This window comes from Streptomyces mauvecolor (genome assembly GCF_039532965.1).
Classification (GTDB): domain Bacteria; phylum Actinomycetota; class Actinomycetes; order Streptomycetales; family Streptomycetaceae; genus Streptomyces; species Streptomyces violascens.
Map to the genome: position 1 here is coordinate 21,162 of NZ_BAAASQ010000017.1, position 17,292 is coordinate 38,453.

The window sequence follows — 17,292 nt, forward strand, 5'->3', positions numbered from 1 at the left end:
ATGAACGACCAGAACGACGTGCGCGAGAACCTCACCTACGAGAAGTTCGGCGGCGCGATCCGCGAGCTCGCGCAGACCATCGCCGACGACGGCTACGAGCCCGACATCGTCGTCTCCATCGCGCGCGGCGGCGTCTTCGTCGCCGGCGGGCTCGCCTACGCCCTCGACTGCAAGAACATCCACCTGGTGAACGTCGAGTTCTACACCGGTGTGGGCACCACCCTCGAAATGCCGGTCATGCTGGCCCCCGTGCCCAACGCCATCGACTTCTCCGGCAAGAAGGTCCTGATCACGGACGACGTCGCCGACACCGGCAAGACGCTCAAGCTGGTCCACGACTTCTGCCTCGACCACGTCGCCGAGGTCCGCAGCGCCGTCATCTACGAGAAGTCCCACTCCCTTGTGAAGTGTGAGTACGTCTGGAAGCGGACGGACGAGTGGATCAACTTCCCCTGGTCCGTCGAGCCGCCCGTTGTCCGGCGTGAGGGGCAGGTGCTGGACGCCTAGTCCAGCCCCAGGAACTGCGAAGGGCCCCGCCGGGCCGTACAGCCCGGCGGGGCCCTTCCGTGTGCGTACGGCTAGATCGTGCCCAGTTTGATCAGCGAGAGCAGCGCGATCAGCTGGATCGCGGACGCGCCGAGCGCCTTCGGCCAGGGCAGGTCGTGGGACTTGGACACCATCGAGGTGAACAGGGCGCCGGCCGCCAGCCAGGTCGCCCAGCCCAGGATCTGGACCACGCCGTTGTCGCCGCCCAGGAACAGGGCGAGCAGCAGGCGCGGAGCGTCCGTCAGGGACATGATCAGCATGGAGAGGCCCACCGTCGGCTGCCACGCGCCGTCTCCGCCGAGCTGGCGGGCCAGGGTGTGGGTGACCGCGCCGAGGATCAGGCCGCCGGCCACGAACACGACGCCGGTGGTGAGGACCACCGGCACCGCCTTGGACAGCGTGGTGCTGATGACGTCCTCGCGGGCCTTGTCGAAACCGAAGATCGCCAGCATCCCGTAGAGGAACGTGATGATGAGCGCCGGGCCCCACACGGGATAGTCCCGCATCTGCCAGAACGTCGGGCCCGGCCGCATCACGATGCCGGACACGAGCTCCTTCCAGTGCAGGCGGGGGCCGCTCGGCGGGGCCGTGACCGCGCCCGCCCGGTAGGTCGCGCCGTCGCCGTACGGGTCCTCGCCGATGCTGAACGCCTGGGTGTGGCCCGGGTTGTTCGCGTACGGGTCCTGGGCGGGGGCGTAGGCCTGCGGCCGGCCCTGGTCCTGGTAGTACGGGTCGCCGAAGTACTCCGGCTCGTCCTGCTGCGGATAGGGCTGCCGGTACTGCGGCTGCCCGCCCCCGTACTGCGGCGGCTGCCCCTGCCCGTAACTCTGCGGTCGCTGCTGTGCGTTCCCCTGCCCATGCCCGTACTGCGGCTGCTGCCGGTCGCCCGGCCACTGCGGTGCCGGTGCCTGCTGCTGCCCTTGTTGTTGCGGTTGCCGCGGGGGGCGGTTGTTGTCCCGGCCGCCGCGTCCGATCCTGAATCCAGCCACGAATCGAACGTACCTGTTCCGCCGGTACGCCAACCGGGGGCCGCCGGAACCGGACGCCTTTGCGGCTGAGCTGTGACATCCCCTAGGGGGAGCTTTCGCACCGTTCGTTCTGCGTACATCGTTCCATTGTGGGTACGGTGTTCGCAGGGACGCGCACACCGTGCGCACAGCGTATTCCGGAGGGGCGCATGGGATCAGGTGCTGGTGAACGGCTGGACGTTGCCGCCTATCGGGCCGCCGAGCAGCTGCTGCGGCACAACCGGCCCCGGCTCGTGCGGGGCGGCAGTGTCACCCCGCACTGGATCGGGGGCGGGAGCCGGTTCTGGTATCGGGTGGAGAGCGATGAGGGGGCACGGTTCGTCCTTGTCGACCCCGCTGCCGGGAGCCGTGAGGATGCCTTCGACCATCCGCGGCTCGCGGCCGCCCTCGCCGCCGCGTGCGGGCAGCCGGTCGATCCGGACGCGCTGCCGTTCGCCTCGATCGAGTACGAGAGCGCCTTCATCGCGTTCGCCGCGTTCGGCTCCGCATGGCGCTGTCGTACGGATACGTACCGCTGCGAGCGGGTCGACGCGCCGGCCGGACAGGACCCCCTCGCGGTCCGCTCGCCCGACGGGAAGCGGGAGGTGTTCGCTCGCGGGCACGATTTATGGGTGCGGAGCGATGGTCGCGAGTGGGCCCTCACTCACGACGGGCAGGCCCAACTCGCCTATGGAACAAGCCCGTTCAGCGCCGACGTGCTCCTGCGCAAGGTCGGGATCGACCGGCTGCCGCCCGCCGTGGCCTGGTCGCCGGACTCCACGCGGGTGCTCACCCACCGCACCGACCTGCGCGGCGTCCGCGAGACGCACCTCGTCGACGCCGTGCCGGACGGTGGCGGCGCGCCCCGCCTGCTGACTCAGCGGTACGCGTTCCCCGGCGACGACCGGGTGCCGCTCGGCGAGCTCCTCGTACTCGACGTGGCAAGCGGCGAGGCGGTGGCCGCGCGGACCGAGCCGATCCTCATGCCGCTGATCTCGCCGGTCACCTCGAAGTGGGCCTGGTGGGCCGAGGACGGCGCGGCCGTCCACTACCTCGACCGCTCGCGCGATCTGCGCACCCTGCGGCTGCGCCGGCTCGACCCCGCGAGCGGCGAGGTCACCACGCTGGTGACCGAGACCGGCGACACCCGTGTCGAGCCCAACCAGTTCGCGAGCGAGCCGCCGATGGTCGAGGTGCTCGCGGGCGGCGCCGAGGTGCTCTGGTACTCCCAGCGCGACGGCAACGGGCATCTTTATCTGTACGACGCCCACACGGGCGAGGTCCGTACGCAGGTGACTTCCGGCGAGTGGGCCGTGCAGGAGATCCTGCGCGTCGACGAGGGGCGCAGGGTCGTCCACTTCGTTGCCGCCGGGCTGATCGCCGCCGATCCCTACCGGCGCACGGTCTGCCGGGTCGGGCTCGACGGGTCCGGCTTCCGGCGGCTGACCGAGGACGACCTGGACCATGTCGTGCAGGCCGGGGACGACTACTTCATCGACTCCGCCTCCACCACCGCCCTTCCGCCCTCCATCGTCGTACGGGACTGGGACGGGCGGGTCCTGGTCGCTCTGGAGGACGCCGACATCACCGGGCTCACCGCGACGGGCTGGACGCCGCCCGAGCGGTTCCGCGTCAAGGCCGCCGACGGCACGACCGACCTCTACGGCGTGCTCCACCGGCCGCACGGCTTCGACCCGGCCCGGCGCTACCCGGTCGTCGACCACCCCTACCCCGGCCCGCACGTCCGCCGCGTCCTGCCCTCCTTCGACGCCGGGGCGTACGGGTATGACGCCGAGGCACTCGCCGCGCTCGGGTTCGCCGTGGTGGCCCTCGACGGCCGCGGCACGCCCGGCCGCGACAAGGCCTTCCACGACGCCTCCTTCGGACACCTGGACGCGGCCGGCGGGCTCGACGACCACGTCGCCGCGCTGCGCCGGCTCGGCGCCGAGCGGCCCTGGCTCGACCTCGACCGGGTCGGCGCCTTCGGCCTGTCGGGCGGCGGCTACGCGACCGTGCGGGCCCTGTGCGCGTACCCGGAGGTCTACAAGGTGGGCGTCGCCGAGGCCGGCAACCACGACAACCGGCTCTACCACCTGTGGTGGGCCGAGACCTACGACGGGCCGGACCCCGGGGCGTACGCCCGAGCCTCCAACGCCGAGCTCGCCGACCGGCTCGAAGGCAAGCTGCTCCTGGTGCACGGCGGCCTCGACGACAACGTCCACCCACAGCTCACGATGCGGCTCGTGGACCGGCTCATCGCCGCCGACAAGGACTTCGACCTGCTGATCGTCCCGGGTGCCGAGCACATCTTCAGGGGCTACGAGCACTACGTGACCCGGCGCCGCTGGGACTTCCTGGTCCGGCACCTGAGGGGCGTCGAGCCCCCGGAATACCGGCTGACCCCGGCCCCCTTCGACGTGGCGCTGCTCGGCGGGCTCTTCGGCTAGCCCGGCCGGTCCGGCGGGCACAGTGATGGGCGCTGGGTGAGCGGGCGCATGCGGAGAGTGTGAATGCCTGCCTGTTTTGGTTGAATTCCGAGCGATTTACACGGCCGCGGGCGAAGCAGGAGGCAGCCGTTACATTGCTTACGCATTACCCAAACATCGCACTCGTAACTTTGTTGATGTCGCCGCCACAAAGGGCCACAGACACGACATAACAAACAAGCTTCACGCTTCTACCGTTACGAGGAAGAGCACCCATGCGCGCCACTCGCCGTACCATCCGCACCGCCGCCATCGCCACCGGAGCCATCGCCGCTCTGGCCCTCCCGGCCGGTGCCGCCTTCGCCGACTCGCCCACCGCGCCGTCCGACCAGCAGGGCCGGCAGCAGGTGCTGCCCGGCACCGAGGACCCGAAGCAGGACCCGAAGGACCAGGTCCTGCCCGCCAAGGACGATGAGAAGAAGGACGACACCAAGAAGGACGAGTCGAAGAAGGACGAGTCGAAGAAGGACGAGTCCAAGAAGGACGAGACCGACAAGGACGCGAAGAAGGACGAGTCCAAGAAGGGCGACTCCAAGGACGACTCCAAGAAGGACGACACGAAGAAGGACGTGCGCTCCTTCGTGAAGTCCGTCAAGCTCGCGGACGGTTCGGTCGCCAAGGTCTACAAGCTCGGCCAGAACCACTACGAGGCCGAGATCTGGGCGAACGGCAGCAAGCTCGACACCCTCGTCGCCAAGGGCGCCTCCGCCACCGGCCAGAACAACGGCCTGTACGTCGTGCTGAACCCGGACGGCACCGTCACCTCGTGGGTCGAGGGCGGCAAGAAGGACGAGAAGAAGGACCGGTCCAAGAAGGACGAGCGCAGGGACGAGCGCAAGAAGGACGGCAAGAAGTCCGACGTGATCTCCTCCGTGAAGATCACCATGCCCGACGGCCGCATGGCCAAGCTCATCAAGACCACCAACGGCCCGCGCGTCGAGATCTCCATGCCGAACGGGAACTTCCTCGGCGCCATCGACCTGAAGGACCCGTCGGCCCTCAACGACGGCTGGACCTACAAGATCGTCAACGCCGGCAAGGGTGTCTACAAGTTCGTCGTCATCGACGGCAAGAACGGTGGCAACAGCTGGGTCTACGACTTCGACGGCAAGCTGATCGAGAAGTACACCGTCCAGAAGGACGGCAAGAAGCAGCAGCAGCCGGTGAAGACCGCCACCGGCATCGTGCCCAAGGGCGGCGTCAAGGCCGGTGCCGAGGGTGTCTCGGGTGCCTCCTCCGACCAGGCCCCGATGATCGCCGCCGGTGGCGGTATGGCCGCCGCGGGTGCCGCGGGCCTCGGCTTCGCGATGCTGCGCCGCCGCGGCGACCAGCGCTGACGACGCCGGGTACGGGACGCCTCGTACAGCAGGCTGCGTACAACGGAAAGCGGCCGGTTCCGCCCTCGGGGCAGAACCGGCCGCTTCCGTGCGTCCGTGAACCGGTGTTACTTCACCGGCTCGGGCTCCGGCGCGTTCTCCGCCTCGGCGGTGCCGGCCGGGTCGACCGGGGTCTTCACCGAGTCGAGGAGCAGCTGCGCCACGTCCACGACCTGGAGGTTCTCCTTGGCCTTGCCGTCGTTCTTCTTGCCGTTGACGGAGTCCGTCAGCATGACGAGGCAGAACGGGCAGGCCGTCGAGACGATGTCCGGGTTGAGGGACAGGGCCTCGTCCACGCGCTCGTTGTTGATGCGCTTGCCGATCCGCTCCTCCATCCACATGCGTGCACCACCGGCGCCGCAGCAGAAGCCGCGCTCCTTGTGGCGGTGCATCTCCTGCTGGCGCAGGCCCGGGACGGCCGACATGATCTCGCGCGGGGGCGTGTAGACCTTGTTGTGACGGCCCAGGTAGCACGGGTCGTGGTAGGTGATCAGGCCGTCGACCGGGGTGACCGGGACCAGCTTGCCCTCGTCGATGAGGTGCTGGAGCAGCTGCGTGTGGTGGATGACCTCGAACTCGCCGCCCAGCTGCGGGTACTCGTTCGCGATCGTGTTGAAGCAGTGCGGGCAGGTCGCGACGATCTTCTTGGCCGACTTCGGCTTCTTCGTCGACTCGTCTTCTTCGTCCTCGCCGTACGCCATGTTCAGCATCGCGACGTTCTCCTGGCCGAGCTGCTGGAACAGCGGCTCGTTGCCGAGGCGGCGGGCCGAGTCACCGGTGCACTTCTCGTCGCCGCCCATGATCGCGAACTTGACGCCCGCCATGTGAAGGAGTTCCGCGAAGGCCTTGGTGGTCTTCTTCGCCCGGTCTTCGAGGGCGCCCGCGCAGCCGACCCAGTACAGGTAGTCGACCTCGGTGAGGTCCTCGATGTCCTTGCCGACGATCGGGACCTCGAAGTCGACCTCCTTGGTCCACTCGACGCGCTGCTTCTTGGCGAGACCCCAGGGGTTGCCCTTCTTCTCCAGGTTCTTGAGCATCGTGCCCGCCTCGGACGGGAACGCGGACTCGATCATCACCTGGTAGCGGCGCATGTCGACGATGTGGTCGATGTGCTCGATGTCGACCGGGCACTGCTCGACACAGGCGCCGCAGGTGGTGCAGGACCACAGGACGTCCGGGTCGATGACGCCGTTCTCCTCGACGGTGCCGATCAGGGGGCGCTCGGCCTCCGCGAGGGCGGCCGCGGGGACGTTCGCCAGCTGCTCCTCGGTCGCCTTCTCGTTCCCCTCCATGTCCTTGCCGCCGCCCGCGAGCAGGTACGGGGCCTTGGCGTGCGCGTGGTCGCGCAGGGACATGATCAGGAGCTTGGGGGAGAGCGGCTTGCCCGTGTTCCAGGCGGGGCACTGAGACTGGCAGCGCCCGCACTCGGTGCAGGTGGAGAAGTCGAGGATGCCCTTCCAGGAGAAGTGCTCGATCTGCGAGACGCCGTAGACGTCGTCCTCGCCCGGGTCCTCGAAGTCGACGAGCTTGCCGTTCGAGGCCATCGGCTGGAGCGCGCCGAGGGCGACGCCGCCGTCCGACTCGCGCTTGAAGAAGATGTTCGGGAAGGCCAGGAAGCGGTGCCAGGCGACGCCCATGTCGGTCTTGAGCGCGACCGTGATCATCCAGATGAACGACGTCGCGATCTTCAGGCCCGCGAAGAAGTACGTGAGGTTCTGCAGCGTGGACAGGTCCATGCCGCGGAACCAGGCGACCACCGGGTACGAGACGAAGAACGAGGCCTCGTAGCCGTCGACGTGGTGCTGGGCGCCCTCAAGGGCATGCAGCGTGAAGATGCAGATGCCGACGATGAGGATGACGGCCTCGACGAAGTACGCCTGGCCCGTGTTGGAGCCCGCGAACCGGGACTTGCGGCCCGGCCGGCCCGGCCGGTTCAGCTGCCGGATGACGATCAGGGTGAGGATGCCGATCGTCGTCATCGTCCCGAGGAACTCGACGAACACGTTGTACGGCGCCCAGTCGCCGATGACCGGCAGGATCCAGTCGGCCTTGAAGAGCTGGCCGATGGCGTTGACGATCGTCAGGAGCAGCGAGAAGAAGCCCACCGCCACGAACCAGTGCGCGACGCCGACGATCCCCCACTTGTTCATGCGGGTGTGGCCGAGGAACTCCTTCACCACGGTGACCGCACGCCGGTAGGGATCGGCCGTGCGGGTGCCGGCCGGCACGTTCTGGCCGAGCCGCACGAAGCGGTAGATCTGCACGAGGGCACGGCCGAACAGCGCTACGCCGACCGCGATTAGGACCAGCGACACGATGATCGCGGCGAGTTGCATGAGGGGGCTCCTCGGGCCTGCGAGGTGGGTTACGGGGACGGGCCCGGACGCATTACTAAGCAGTAACTTATCCAGTCCACCTGAGCGTACCCACTTCTACCGCCGCACTGTAGCCGCGCAAGCGGTGATCTGTGTCGCTCAGCGTGCCCTTGGTCGGCGCCGGATATCCATCGTGTTATTCACCACATATGCGGACATAACAAACTAACTTGTTGTCCGCAACGTCGGTCGAACCGAATGGGTGTCCCCATGCCAGCTCCCGCCACGTACCTCGTCACCGGTGGTGCCGGATTCATCGGCTCGCACCTCGCCGATGCGCTGCTCGGCCAGGGCCACACCGTGCTCGTGCTCGACGACCTGTCCACCGGCGCCCGCGCCAACCTCGCCGCCGCCTGGCCCGATCCGCGGCTGCGCTTCGTGCGCGGCTCGGTCCTGGACGAGCGCCTGGCCGACGAACTCACCGCCTGCTGCGACACCGTGGTCCACCTCGCGCCCGTGACCGGGGCCATCGGCGCGGCCGCCCTGCGGCACGGCAGACGGCTCCTGATCGCGGCGGCGGACGGCCGCGGCGAGGTGGCCTCGGGCGCCACCGTCGTACGCCACGGCGACACCGTCGGGCCGCGCCAGTCGCCCGGCCACGCGACCCTGCTGACCCGGCTCGTGCGCCGGGCGGTCGCGGGCGATCCCCTGGTGGTGCACGGCGACGGCACCCGCGGGTGCCGCTTCCTCGACGTCGCCGACGCCGTCGACGCGCTGCTCGCCCTGCTCGACCGTCCCGGCGCGGGGGGCGCCGAGTTCGACATCGCAGGCAGCGAGGAGATCACCGTGATGGCCCTGGCCGAACGCACCCTGGCCCGCGGCGGCGGCACGTCCGCCGTCCGCCACTACCCGTACGTCGTCGACCGCGTCCCGCACGAGGCGTACGCGAGGAACGTCCGGCCCTTCGACACGGCGCCGCTGCGCGAGCTGACCGGGTGGCGGCCGGCCCGCTCCCTCGACGACATCCTGGACGCGGCGATCGCCCGGGCCCGCGCCGAAGCCCCCGTCGTCCTGCCCGGCCTCCGAGAGCCCGCCGCGTCGCCGGCCGGGCAGCACCTCGGCTGAGGGGGCGGCCGACATGCTGCACGGGCTCGCGGCCGCGACGTCGGCCGTCGTGGTGACCGCTCTGCTCGCCGCCCTGATCCGCGCCGTGATGCTGAAGTTCGGCCGCAAGGGCGGCGACGTCACCCCGCACCTGGGCGGCATTGCCGTCTCCCTCACCACCCTCGGGGTGGCCTGCGCGGGGCCGGTGCTCGACGTCGCCGAACTCGGCGAGGGGGTCGCTCCGCTGCTCGCCGCGTCCGGCGCGGTCGCGCTGATCGGCCTGGTCGGCGACCTGCGGCCGCTCGGCGTACGGGTCCGGCTCGTGGTGGAGGCGGCCGCGGCGACCACCGTCGTCACGCTGGCCGGGCTCTCGCCGGGCGCGGGGGCGCTCGCGGTGCTGTGGATCGTCTTCGTCACCCACGCCTTCCAGGTCCTGGACAGCTCCGACGGCGCGATGGGTGCGGTCGCCGCGGTGACCGCGCTCGGCCTCGCGGTGTGCGCGATCGCCGAGGGGCACCCTGGGCACGGGCTGCTCCTGAGCGTGCTCGCCGCCGCACTGACCGGCTTCCTGCTGCACAACTGGTACCCGGCCCGCATCCATCTCGGCGACTGCGGCTCCCTGTTCACCGGGTTCCTGCTCGCCTCCTCGGCGGTCGCCGTGCACACCCGGGAGCCCGGCGCGCAGACCTGTGCCGAACTCTTCGCGCTTACCCTCGTCGTCCTCACCGACACGCTGCTCGTGCTTGTCTCGCGGCGCCGCGCGGGACGCTCGATACTGCGCGGCGGCGGCGACCACATCGCCCACCGGCTGCGGAAACTGGGGCTCACCACGCAGGGCTCGGCCGTCGTCCTCGGCGCCGCGGCGCTGGCCGCCACGCTCGTCGGCCTCCAGATCCACGACGGGCGCATCGACCCGGTCGCGGCGCTGCCGCTGGGCCTCGTCGTGCCCGTCGCGGTCGTGCTGCTCCTGCGGGTGCCGGTGTACGGGCCCGCCTCGCGCCGCCGCGCCCCGCACGCCCGCACCCCCAACGAGAGCGCCGGCGCCGCCGTCGACCTGGCGGGGGGCCTGGGATGAACCGGCTTCGGGCACTCCGCCGCCCGGTGCACGCCGCGATGCGCTGGCTCGGCATCGACGTGGGCCGCCACCACCCCGGCGACCGCGAACTGGTCCGCCTGCTCGCCCGGTACGAGATCGACCTGGTCCTCGATGTCGGCGCGCACCGCGGCGACTTCGGCGCGATGCTGCGCGAGGCCGGCTACCGCGGCCGCGTCGTCTCCTTCGAGCCGCTGCGCGAACCCCGCGCCGAACTGCGCCACCGCGCCGCCTCCGACAACACCTGGAGCGTGCTGCCGTACGCGCTCGGCGACCGCACCGGCCAGGCCACCCTCAACATCTACGGCGACTTCGGCCCCGCCAGCTCCCTGCTCCCGATGCTGCCCCGCCACCCCCGCACCGTGCACACGGGCAAGGCCATCGTGGAGACCCGGCGCCTGGACGAGCTCTGGGAGCAGTTCGTCGCCCCCGGCGAGCGGGTCTTCCTCCATCTGGACGTGCAGGGGTACGAGGCCCAAGTCCTGGGCGGCGTCGGTCGGTTCGCGGACGAGATCTGCGGCGTGCGGATGGGGGCGCCGCTGGTGCCGCTCTTCGCGGGCGGCAAGCTCTTCGACGACCTGCTCGCGCTGGCCCGGGATCAGCTGGGCCTGACCCTGATGTCCCTCGCGCCGGGCCTCACCGCCCCGGGCGACGGCCGGATGCTGCGGTGCGACGTGATTCTGCTGAGGGAGTCTGCCCTCGCCCCGCCGGGCCGGGTGCCTGTGCCTGCGGCGCGGGCGGAGTAGGGGGCCCCTGCGGGCCGGTGGGGCGCTTGCGCAGTTCCCCGCGCCCCCAAACCCGCCGTCGCCCGCGGACCGTACCTGGTTCTCGCGCCGTTCCCTGCGCCCCTTCGAGGCGCCCCTGCGGGCGATCGCCACCGCGCGCCCGATCGCCCCGCAGGGGCGTTCAGGGGCGCGGGGAACTGCGCAAATCCCGCCCCCCGGAGACCGTACACACGTAAGCCGCACATAAAAGTTGAGCCCCCAAGACTCAGCTCTGTTGACCGGCCGGGGCGGATGATGCATCCTTGAGCCAGTTCCACTCAAGTAGTCAGCAGGAGGAATCGAAATGGCACGTGCGGTCGGCATCGACCTGGGCACGACTAACTCCGTCGTCAGCGTTCTTGAAGGCGGCGAGCCCACCGTCATCACCAACGCAGAGGGCGCCAGGACCACGCCGTCCGTCGTCGCCTTCGCGAAGAACGGCGAGGTGCTGGTCGGCGAGGTCGCCAAGCGCCAGGCGGTCACCAACGTCGACAGGACCATCCGGTCGGTCAAGCGCCACATGGGCACCGACTGGAAGATCGAGCTCGACGGCAAGAGCTTCAACCCGCAGCAGATGAGCGCCTTCATCCTGCAGAAGCTGAAGCGCGACGCGGAGGCCTACCTCGGCGAGAAGGTCACCGACGCGGTCATCACCGTGCCGGCGTACTTCAACGACTCCGAGCGCCAGGCGACCAAGGAGGCCGGCGAGATCGCGGGCCTCAACGTCCTGCGCATCGTCAACGAGCCGACGGCCGCGGCGCTCGCCTACGGCCTCGACAAGGACGACCAGACGATCCTCGTCTTCGACCTCGGTGGCGGCACCTTCGACGTGTCCCTCCTGGAGATCGGCGACGGCGTCGTCGAGGTGAAGGCCACCAACGGTGACAACCACCTCGGTGGTGACGACTGGGACCAGCGCGTCGTCGACTACCTGGTCAAGCAGTTCCAGTCCGGTCACGGCGTGGACCTGTCCAAGGACAAGATGGCCCTCCAGCGCCTCCGCGAGGCCGCCGAGAAGGCCAAGATCGAACTGTCCTCGTCCACCGAGACCTCGATCAACCTGCCCTACATCACGGCGTCCGCCGAGGGCCCGCTGCACCTGGACGAGAAGCTCACGCGCGCCCAGTTCCAGCAGCTGACCAGCGACCTCCTGGAGCGCTGCAAGACGCCGTTCCACAACGTCATCAAGGACGCGGGCATCAACCTGTCCGAGATCGACCACGTCGTTCTCGTCGGCGGTTCCACCCGCATGCCGGCCGTCGCCGAGCTCGTCAAGGAGCTGACCGGCGGCAACGAGGCCAACAAGGGCGTCAACCCGGACGAGGTCGTCGCCATCGGCGCCGCCCTCCAGGCCGGTGTCCTCAAGGGCGAGGTCAAGGACGTCCTGCTCCTCGACGTCACCCCGCTGTCCCTCGGCATCGAGACCAAGGGAGGGATCATGACCAAGCTCATCGAGCGCAACACCACGATCCCGACCAAGCGGTCCGAGATCTTCACGACGGCCGAGGACAACCAGCCGTCCGTGCAGATCCAGGTCTACCAGGGCGAGCGCGAGATCGCGGCGTACAACAAGAAGCTCGGGATGTTCGAGCTGACCGGTCTGCCGCCGGCCCCGCGCGGCGTCCCGCAGATCGAGGTCGCCTTCGACATCGACGCCAACGGCATCATGCACGTGACCGCGAAGGACCTCGGCACGGGCAAGGAGCAGAAGATGACCGTCACCGGCGGCTCCTCGCTGCCGAAGGACGAGGTCAACCGCATGCGTGAGGAGGCCGAGCAGTACGCGGAGGAGGACCACCGCCGCCGCGAGGCCGCCGAGAGCCGCAACCAGGGCGAGCAGCTCGTCTACCAGACCGAGAAGTTCCTCAAGGACAACGAGGACAAGGTCCCGGGCGAGGTCAAGACCGAGGTCGAGGCCGCCGTCGCCGAGCTGAAGGAGAAGCTCAAGGGCGAGGACTCGGCGGAGATCCGCACCGCCACGGAGAAGGTCGCCGCCGTCTCGCAGAAGCTGGGCCAGGCCATGTACGCCGACGCCCAGGCCGCGCAGGGTGCGGCCCCGGGTGCCGAGGGCGCCCAGCAGGCCAAGCCCGAGGACGACGTGGTCGACGCCGAGATCGTCGACGACGAGAAGCCGCACGACGCGAAGGGCGGCGCCGCCTGATGTCTGAGGAGACCCCGGGCTTCGAGGAGAAGCCCGACGTCCCCTCCGGCGCTCAGGAAGACGCCGAGCCGAAGGCCGCCGACTCCTCCAAGGAGGGGAAGGCGGCCCCGGCCGGGGACGCGGCCAAGGAGATCGCTCTGCAGGCTCAGCTGGACCAGGCCCAGACGGCGCTCACCGAGCGCACCGCGGACCTCCAGCGCCTGCAGGCCGAGTACCAGAACTACCGCCGTCGTGTGGAGCGGGACCGCGTCACGGTCAAGGAGATCGCCGTCGCCGGCCTCCTGACCGAGCTGCTGCCCACGCTCGACGACATCGGCCGGGCCCGTGAGCACGGCGAGCTGCAGGGCGGCTTCAAGTCGGTGGCCGAGTCTCTCGAGACGGTCGCCGCGAAGATGGGCCTGCAGCAGTTCGGCAAGGAGGGCGAGCCCTTCGACCCGACGGTCCACGAGGCCCTGATGCACAGCTACGCGCCGGACGTCACGGAGACGACCTGCGTGGCGATCCTGCAGCCGGGGTACCGGATCGGCGAACGTACGATCCGCCCCGCGCGGGTCGCGGTGGCCGAGCCCCAGCCGGGCGCGGCGGCCAAGGAAGAAAAGTCGAGCGACGAGGAGAGCGGTGGCCCCGACAAGGGCTGACGCAGCGGTCATTGAAGAAGTGATCGTCCGGGAGGAGGGACGTCGATGAACACGAAGGACTTCGTCGAGAAGGACTACTACAAGGTTCTCGGCGTCCCCAAGGACGCCACCGACGCAGAGATCAAGAAGGCGTACCGCAAGCTCGCGCGCGAGAACCACCCCGACGCCAACAAGGGCGACGCCAAGGCGGAGGAGCGCTTCAAGGAGATCTCCGAGGCCAACGACATCCTCGGCGACCCCAAGAAGCGCAAGGAGTACGACGAGGCGCGCGCCCTGTTCGGCAACGGCGGCTTCCGGGCCGGTCCGGGCGCGGGCGGCGGCAGCTTCAACTTCGACCTGGGCGACCTGTTCGGCGGCCAGCAGCCGGGCGGCGGCGCAGGAGCCGGCGGCTTCGGCGGCGGGCTCGGCGACGTGTTCGGCGGCCTGTTCAACCGGGGCGGCGCGGGTGCGGGAACGCGCACCCAGCCGCGCCGCGGGCAGGACCTGGAGTCCGAGGTGACGCTCAGCTTCACCGAGGCGGTCGACGGGGCCACCGTCCCGATCCGGCTGTCCAGCCAGTCCCCCTGCAAGGCCTGCTCGGGCACCGGCGACAAGAACGGCACGCCCCGCGTGTGCCCGACCTGTGTCGGCACCGGCCAGGTCTCGCGCGGCTCGGGCGGCGGCTTCTCGCTGACCGACCCGTGCGTGGACTGCAAGGGCCGCGGCCTGATCGCGGAGAACCCGTGCGACGTCTGCAAGGGCAGCGGCCGGGCGCGTTCCTCGCGCACCATGCAGGTCCGCATCCCGGCGGGCGTCAGCAACAACCAGCGGATCAGGCTGCGCGGCAAGGGTGCGCCGGGCGAACGGGGCGGCCCCGCGGGCGACCTGTACGTCGTCGTCCACGTGGACGCGCACCCGGTGTTCGGCCGCAAGGACGACAACCTCACCGTCACGGTGCCGGTCACCTTCACGGAGGCCGCCCTCGGCGCCGAGGTCAAGGTGCCCACGCTCAGCGGCCCGCCGGTCACCCTGAAACTGCCCGCGGGCACCCCCAACGGCCGTACGATGCGGGCCCGCGGCAAGGGCGCGGTCCGCAAGGACGGCACCCGGGGCGACCTCCTGGTCACGGTCGAGGTGACCGTGCCGAAGGAACTGGACGACAAGGCCCGCGAGGCCTTGGAGACCTACCGCGAGGCGACTGCGGGCCAGGACCCGCGGGCAGAACTGTTCCAGGCCGCGAAGGGAGCATGAGATGGACCCCCGCCGGAGTCGCAACCCCTATGAGTTGAACGAAGAGACGCCGGTGTACGTCATCTCGGTGGCGGCCCAGCTCTCCGGCCTCCACCCGCAGACCCTGCGGCAGTACGACCGCCTCGGCCTGGTCTCGCCCGACCGCACGGCCGGGCGCGGCCGGCGCTACTCGGCCCGCGACATCGAACTGCTGCGTACGGTGCAGCAGTTGTCGCAGGACGAGGGCATCAACCTGGCGGGCATCAAGCGCATCATCGAGCTGGAGCACCAGGTCGCAGCCCTCCAGGCCCGGGTCGCCGAGCTGTCCTCCGCGGTCGAGGGCGCGGCCGTCGCCATGCAGCAGCGCGAGGCCCAGGTGCACGCCTCCTACCGGCGGGACCTGGTCCCGTACCAGGACGTCCAGCAGGCCAGCGCGCTGGTCGTCTGGCGCCCGAAGAGGTCGTCGGAGTAGCCCCGTCGGGCTCGCTCCCTCCACGCGTCCGACAAGGCCCGCCTCCCCTCCGGGGGTGGCGGGCCTTTCGCGCCGGGCGGTCACTCGGCGATCGCCCCGCGGTCACTCGGCGATCACCGTGAACGCGGGGCCCGATGGGGATAAGGTCATCGGGCTCGGTCGCAGGGAGGCGGGGGAGAGCATGTCTGAGCAGGTGGCGCATCCGCATGGCGCGGACCGGCTGTGCGCGGCCGGGGAACGGGCGTACGCGGACGCGCTGCGTGCCGGACGCCTCGCGCGCGAGGCGGCGGACGACGCGACCTGCCTGATCGACCTCGGCCTTCTGCACCCCGACCCGGGCGCCCTCGAATGGCTCCTGCCGACCTCCCCGCAGGCGGTGATGGCGCGGCTGCTTCGCGGCATCCACGAGGACATCGCGGCGAGCCAGGCCCGAACGGGCGTGGTGGCGGCGGCGTTCGAGCGTTTCGCCGCCCTGGACGCGCCCGCGCCGGCCGGCACCGAGGCCATCCGCGTCCTGGACGGCATCCCCCGCATCAACGCGGCCATCGACGAAGCGATCGCCGACTGCACCACCGAGGCGCTCACCATCCAGCCCCGCGGCATCCGCCCCGAGCACGTCCTGTCGCAGGCGCTGCCGCGGGCTCTGGACATGGTGGGGCGCGGGGTACGGATGCGCACCCTGTACACCCACGTCGCCCGCTACGGCACCGGTCTCGCCGACTACCTGCACCAGCTGGAGGGCCGCGCGGTCGAGGTGCGCACCCTCGACGAAGTCACCGACCGGCTCCTCCTGTTCGACCGTACGGTGGCGATCATCCCGGCCGCCGCGGACGACAGCAGCGCCCTGGAGCTGCGCCACCCGGCGCTCGTCGAGTACCTCGCGACCGTCTTCGAGCGGTTGTGGCGGCTCGCGGTGCCGCTGACCGAGGCCGTGCCCGCGGCCACCGACATCGAGGGCGTCACGCACCGGGAGCGGGTCATCGCGGCGCTGCTGGCCGAGGGGCACCAGGACGCGGTGATCGCGCAGCGGCTCGGCATCAGTGTGCGCACCTGCCGCCACCACATCGGCCGCCTCGCCGATGTGCTCGGCAGCAGCAGCCGCACCCAACTCGGTGTCCGCATCGCCCAGTTGGGCCTGGATGCGCACCCTCGGTAATCCAGGGCGTACGCAACATGGGGACATGTCGAGCTTTGTTGCACCTCCAGTTGATGCAGTGCAGCAACATGATGGTGGTGGCCCGGCGGCTCCGGATGCATCGTGGTGTCCAGTATGAACAGCTCGACTCACGGGGACGCGGGGCCGGGGGGCGGCGAGGTGGACGCCGCTGCCGTGGCTCTGCTTGTGCGCGGCATCCATGACGGCCTGGCCGACGCGCGGCACCGCGCGGGCCGGATCGCCGAGGCCTTCGAGCGGTACGCGTCGATCGGCCTGCGCGCCCCCGAGCCCTGCGCGGCCGTCCGGGTGCTCGACGGGTTCGACGAGATCGACGCGGCCATCGCCGCGGCCTCGGCCGCCTGCACCACCGAGATGCTGACCGTGCAGCCCGACGGGATCCGCTCGCCGAGCATCCTGGCGCACGCCTCGACGCGGGACCCGGCCCTGGTGGAGCGCGGTGCGCGGATGCGCACCCTGTACACGCACGTCGCCCGCTACGGGCCCGCCCTGACCGCCTACTTGGAGCGGCTCGGCGACGGTGCCGAGGTGCGCACCCTGGACGAGGTCACCGACCGGATGATGGTCTTCGACCGTACGGTGGCGTTCCTGCCCGCCAACCCCGAGCGCACCAGCGCCCTGGAGCTGCGCCAGCCCGCGCTCGTCGGCCATCTGGTGACGGTCTTCGAGTGCCTGTGGAACCGGGCCGTGCCGCTCGCCGAACCCGTACCGGCCGCGACCGGCATCACCGGCATCACGCACCGGGAGCGGGTCATCGCGGCGCTGCTGGCCGAGGGGCACCAGGACGCGGTCGTCGCGCAGCGGCTCGGCATCAGTGTGCGCACCTGCCGCCACCACATCGGCCGCCTCGCCGAGGCGCTCGGCTCCTCCAGCCGCGCCCAGCTCGGCGTCCGCATCGCCCGGGCCGGCCTCGGCGGCCCCGCGCACCCGGTCGCCCCGCGGTGACG

At 70.6% G+C, this 17,292-nt stretch carries 14 protein-coding genes; 12 read left to right on the forward strand and 2 right to left on the reverse strand.

All coding sequences use genetic code 11. From position 1 onward, the window contains the following. Window positions 1-507, forward strand: coding sequence for a phosphoribosyltransferase (locus ABD346_RS22780; RefSeq protein ID WP_114040692.1), 507 nt, complete (start codon window positions 1-3; stop codon window positions 505-507). A 71-nt stretch (window positions 508-578) separates the two neighbouring features. On the opposite strand, the gene ABD346_RS22785 is transcribed toward ABD346_RS22780, so the two are convergent. Further along, on the reverse strand, window positions 579-1,535 hold the full coding sequence (locus ABD346_RS22785) for a Yip1 family protein (protein WP_344377234.1): 957 nt from the start codon (window positions 1,533-1,535) through the stop codon (window positions 579-581). Between the two features lie 188 nt (window positions 1,536-1,723). Here ABD346_RS22785 and ABD346_RS22790 point away from each other — a divergent pair, with 188 nt between their 5' ends. Then, window positions 1,724-4,000: a S9 family peptidase gene (locus ABD346_RS22790; RefSeq protein WP_344377235.1), complete on the forward strand. Its 2,277-nt coding sequence runs from the start codon at window positions 1,724-1,726 to the stop codon at window positions 3,998-4,000. Between the two features lie 254 nt (window positions 4,001-4,254). Beyond that, a complete protein-coding gene (locus ABD346_RS22795) occupies window positions 4,255-5,376 on the forward strand; it encodes a hypothetical protein (RefSeq protein WP_344377236.1) in 1,122 nt (373 codons plus the stop codon). Window positions 5,377-5,483: 107 nt separating this feature from the next. On the opposite strand, the gene ABD346_RS22800 is transcribed toward ABD346_RS22795, so the two are convergent. Further along, window positions 5,484-7,751: a (Fe-S)-binding protein gene (locus ABD346_RS22800; protein WP_344377238.1), complete on the reverse strand. Its 2,268-nt coding sequence runs from the start codon at window positions 7,749-7,751 to the stop codon at window positions 5,484-5,486. Between the two features lie 249 nt (window positions 7,752-8,000). Between ABD346_RS22800 and ABD346_RS22805 the strand changes: the two genes are divergently transcribed. The 9 genes from ABD346_RS22805 (at window position 8,001) to ABD346_RS22845 (ending at window position 17,290) form a co-directional block, all read left to right on the forward strand. Further along, window positions 8,001-8,855: an NAD-dependent epimerase/dehydratase family protein gene (locus tag ABD346_RS22805; protein ID WP_344377239.1), complete on the forward strand. Its 855-nt coding sequence runs from the start codon at window positions 8,001-8,003 to the stop codon at window positions 8,853-8,855. A 13-nt stretch (window positions 8,856-8,868) separates the two neighbouring features. Continuing rightward, window positions 8,869-9,909, forward strand: coding sequence for an MraY family glycosyltransferase (locus tag ABD346_RS22810; protein WP_344377242.1), 1,041 nt, complete (start codon window positions 8,869-8,871; stop codon window positions 9,907-9,909). Beyond that, window positions 9,906-10,673, forward strand: a complete 768-nt coding sequence (locus tag ABD346_RS22815; RefSeq protein ID WP_344377243.1) for an FkbM family methyltransferase — start codon at window positions 9,906-9,908, stop codon at window positions 10,671-10,673. Before ABD346_RS22810 ends, ABD346_RS22815 begins: the two co-directional genes overlap by 4 nt. Before the next feature lie 322 nt (window positions 10,674-10,995). Continuing rightward, on the forward strand, window positions 10,996-12,852 hold the full coding sequence (dnaK, locus tag ABD346_RS22820; RefSeq protein ID WP_189967656.1) for a molecular chaperone DnaK: 1,857 nt from the start codon (window positions 10,996-10,998) through the stop codon (window positions 12,850-12,852). Next, entirely contained in the window at window positions 12,852-13,490 is a 639-nt protein-coding gene (gene grpE / locus ABD346_RS22825) for a nucleotide exchange factor GrpE (RefSeq protein WP_344377244.1), read from the forward strand. Before dnaK ends, grpE begins: the two co-directional genes overlap by 1 nt. A gap of 45 nt (window positions 13,491-13,535) precedes the next feature. Continuing rightward, window positions 13,536-14,720: a molecular chaperone DnaJ gene (dnaJ, locus tag ABD346_RS22830; protein WP_344377247.1), complete on the forward strand. Its 1,185-nt coding sequence runs from the start codon at window positions 13,536-13,538 to the stop codon at window positions 14,718-14,720. 1 nt (window position 14,721) lies between these two features. Next, window positions 14,722-15,171, forward strand: coding sequence for a heat shock protein transcriptional repressor HspR (locus ABD346_RS22835; protein WP_344377248.1), 450 nt, complete (start codon window positions 14,722-14,724; stop codon window positions 15,169-15,171). 181 nt (window positions 15,172-15,352) lie between these two features. Then, complete coding sequence (locus tag ABD346_RS22840) at window positions 15,353-16,327, forward strand: helix-turn-helix transcriptional regulator (protein WP_344377249.1); 975 nt, start codon at window positions 15,353-15,355, stop codon at window positions 16,325-16,327. A gap of 114 nt (window positions 16,328-16,441) precedes the next feature. Beyond that, the gene (locus tag ABD346_RS22845; protein WP_344377251.1) at window positions 16,442-17,290 is read left to right on the forward strand and encodes a helix-turn-helix transcriptional regulator; all 849 of its coding nucleotides are present in this window, start codon (window positions 16,442-16,444) and stop codon (window positions 17,288-17,290) included. Window positions 17,291-17,292: the final 2 nt, after the last annotated feature.

Excerpts from the sequence above, each read along its gene's own strand:
- ABD346_RS22780 (WP_114040692.1), top strand. The coding sequence starts at position 1 with ATGAACGACCAGAACGACGTGCGCGAGAACCTCACCTACGAGAAGTTC.
- ABD346_RS22790 (WP_344377235.1), top strand. The coding sequence starts at position 1,724 with ATGGGATCAGGTGCTGGTGAACGGCTGGACGTTGCCGCCTATCGGGCC.
- ABD346_RS22795 (WP_344377236.1), top strand. The coding sequence starts at position 4,255 with ATGCGCGCCACTCGCCGTACCATCCGCACCGCCGCCATCGCCACCGGA.
- ABD346_RS22800 (WP_344377238.1), bottom strand. The coding sequence starts at position 7,751 with ATGCAACTCGCCGCGATCATCGTGTCGCTGGTCCTAATCGCGGTCGGC.
- ABD346_RS22805 (WP_344377239.1), top strand. The coding sequence starts at position 8,001 with ATGCCAGCTCCCGCCACGTACCTCGTCACCGGTGGTGCCGGATTCATC.
- ABD346_RS22810 (WP_344377242.1), top strand. The coding sequence starts at position 8,869 with ATGCTGCACGGGCTCGCGGCCGCGACGTCGGCCGTCGTGGTGACCGCT.
- ABD346_RS22815 (WP_344377243.1), top strand. The coding sequence starts at position 9,906 with ATGAACCGGCTTCGGGCACTCCGCCGCCCGGTGCACGCCGCGATGCGC.
- dnaK (WP_189967656.1), top strand. The coding sequence starts at position 10,996 with ATGGCACGTGCGGTCGGCATCGACCTGGGCACGACTAACTCCGTCGTC.
- grpE (WP_344377244.1), top strand. The coding sequence starts at position 12,852 with ATGTCTGAGGAGACCCCGGGCTTCGAGGAGAAGCCCGACGTCCCCTCC.
- dnaJ (WP_344377247.1), top strand. The coding sequence starts at position 13,536 with ATGAACACGAAGGACTTCGTCGAGAAGGACTACTACAAGGTTCTCGGC.
- ABD346_RS22835 (WP_344377248.1), top strand. The coding sequence starts at position 14,722 with ATGGACCCCCGCCGGAGTCGCAACCCCTATGAGTTGAACGAAGAGACG.
- ABD346_RS22840 (WP_344377249.1), top strand. The coding sequence starts at position 15,353 with ATGTCTGAGCAGGTGGCGCATCCGCATGGCGCGGACCGGCTGTGCGCG.
- ABD346_RS22845 (WP_344377251.1), top strand. The coding sequence starts at position 16,442 with ATGAACAGCTCGACTCACGGGGACGCGGGGCCGGGGGGCGGCGAGGTG.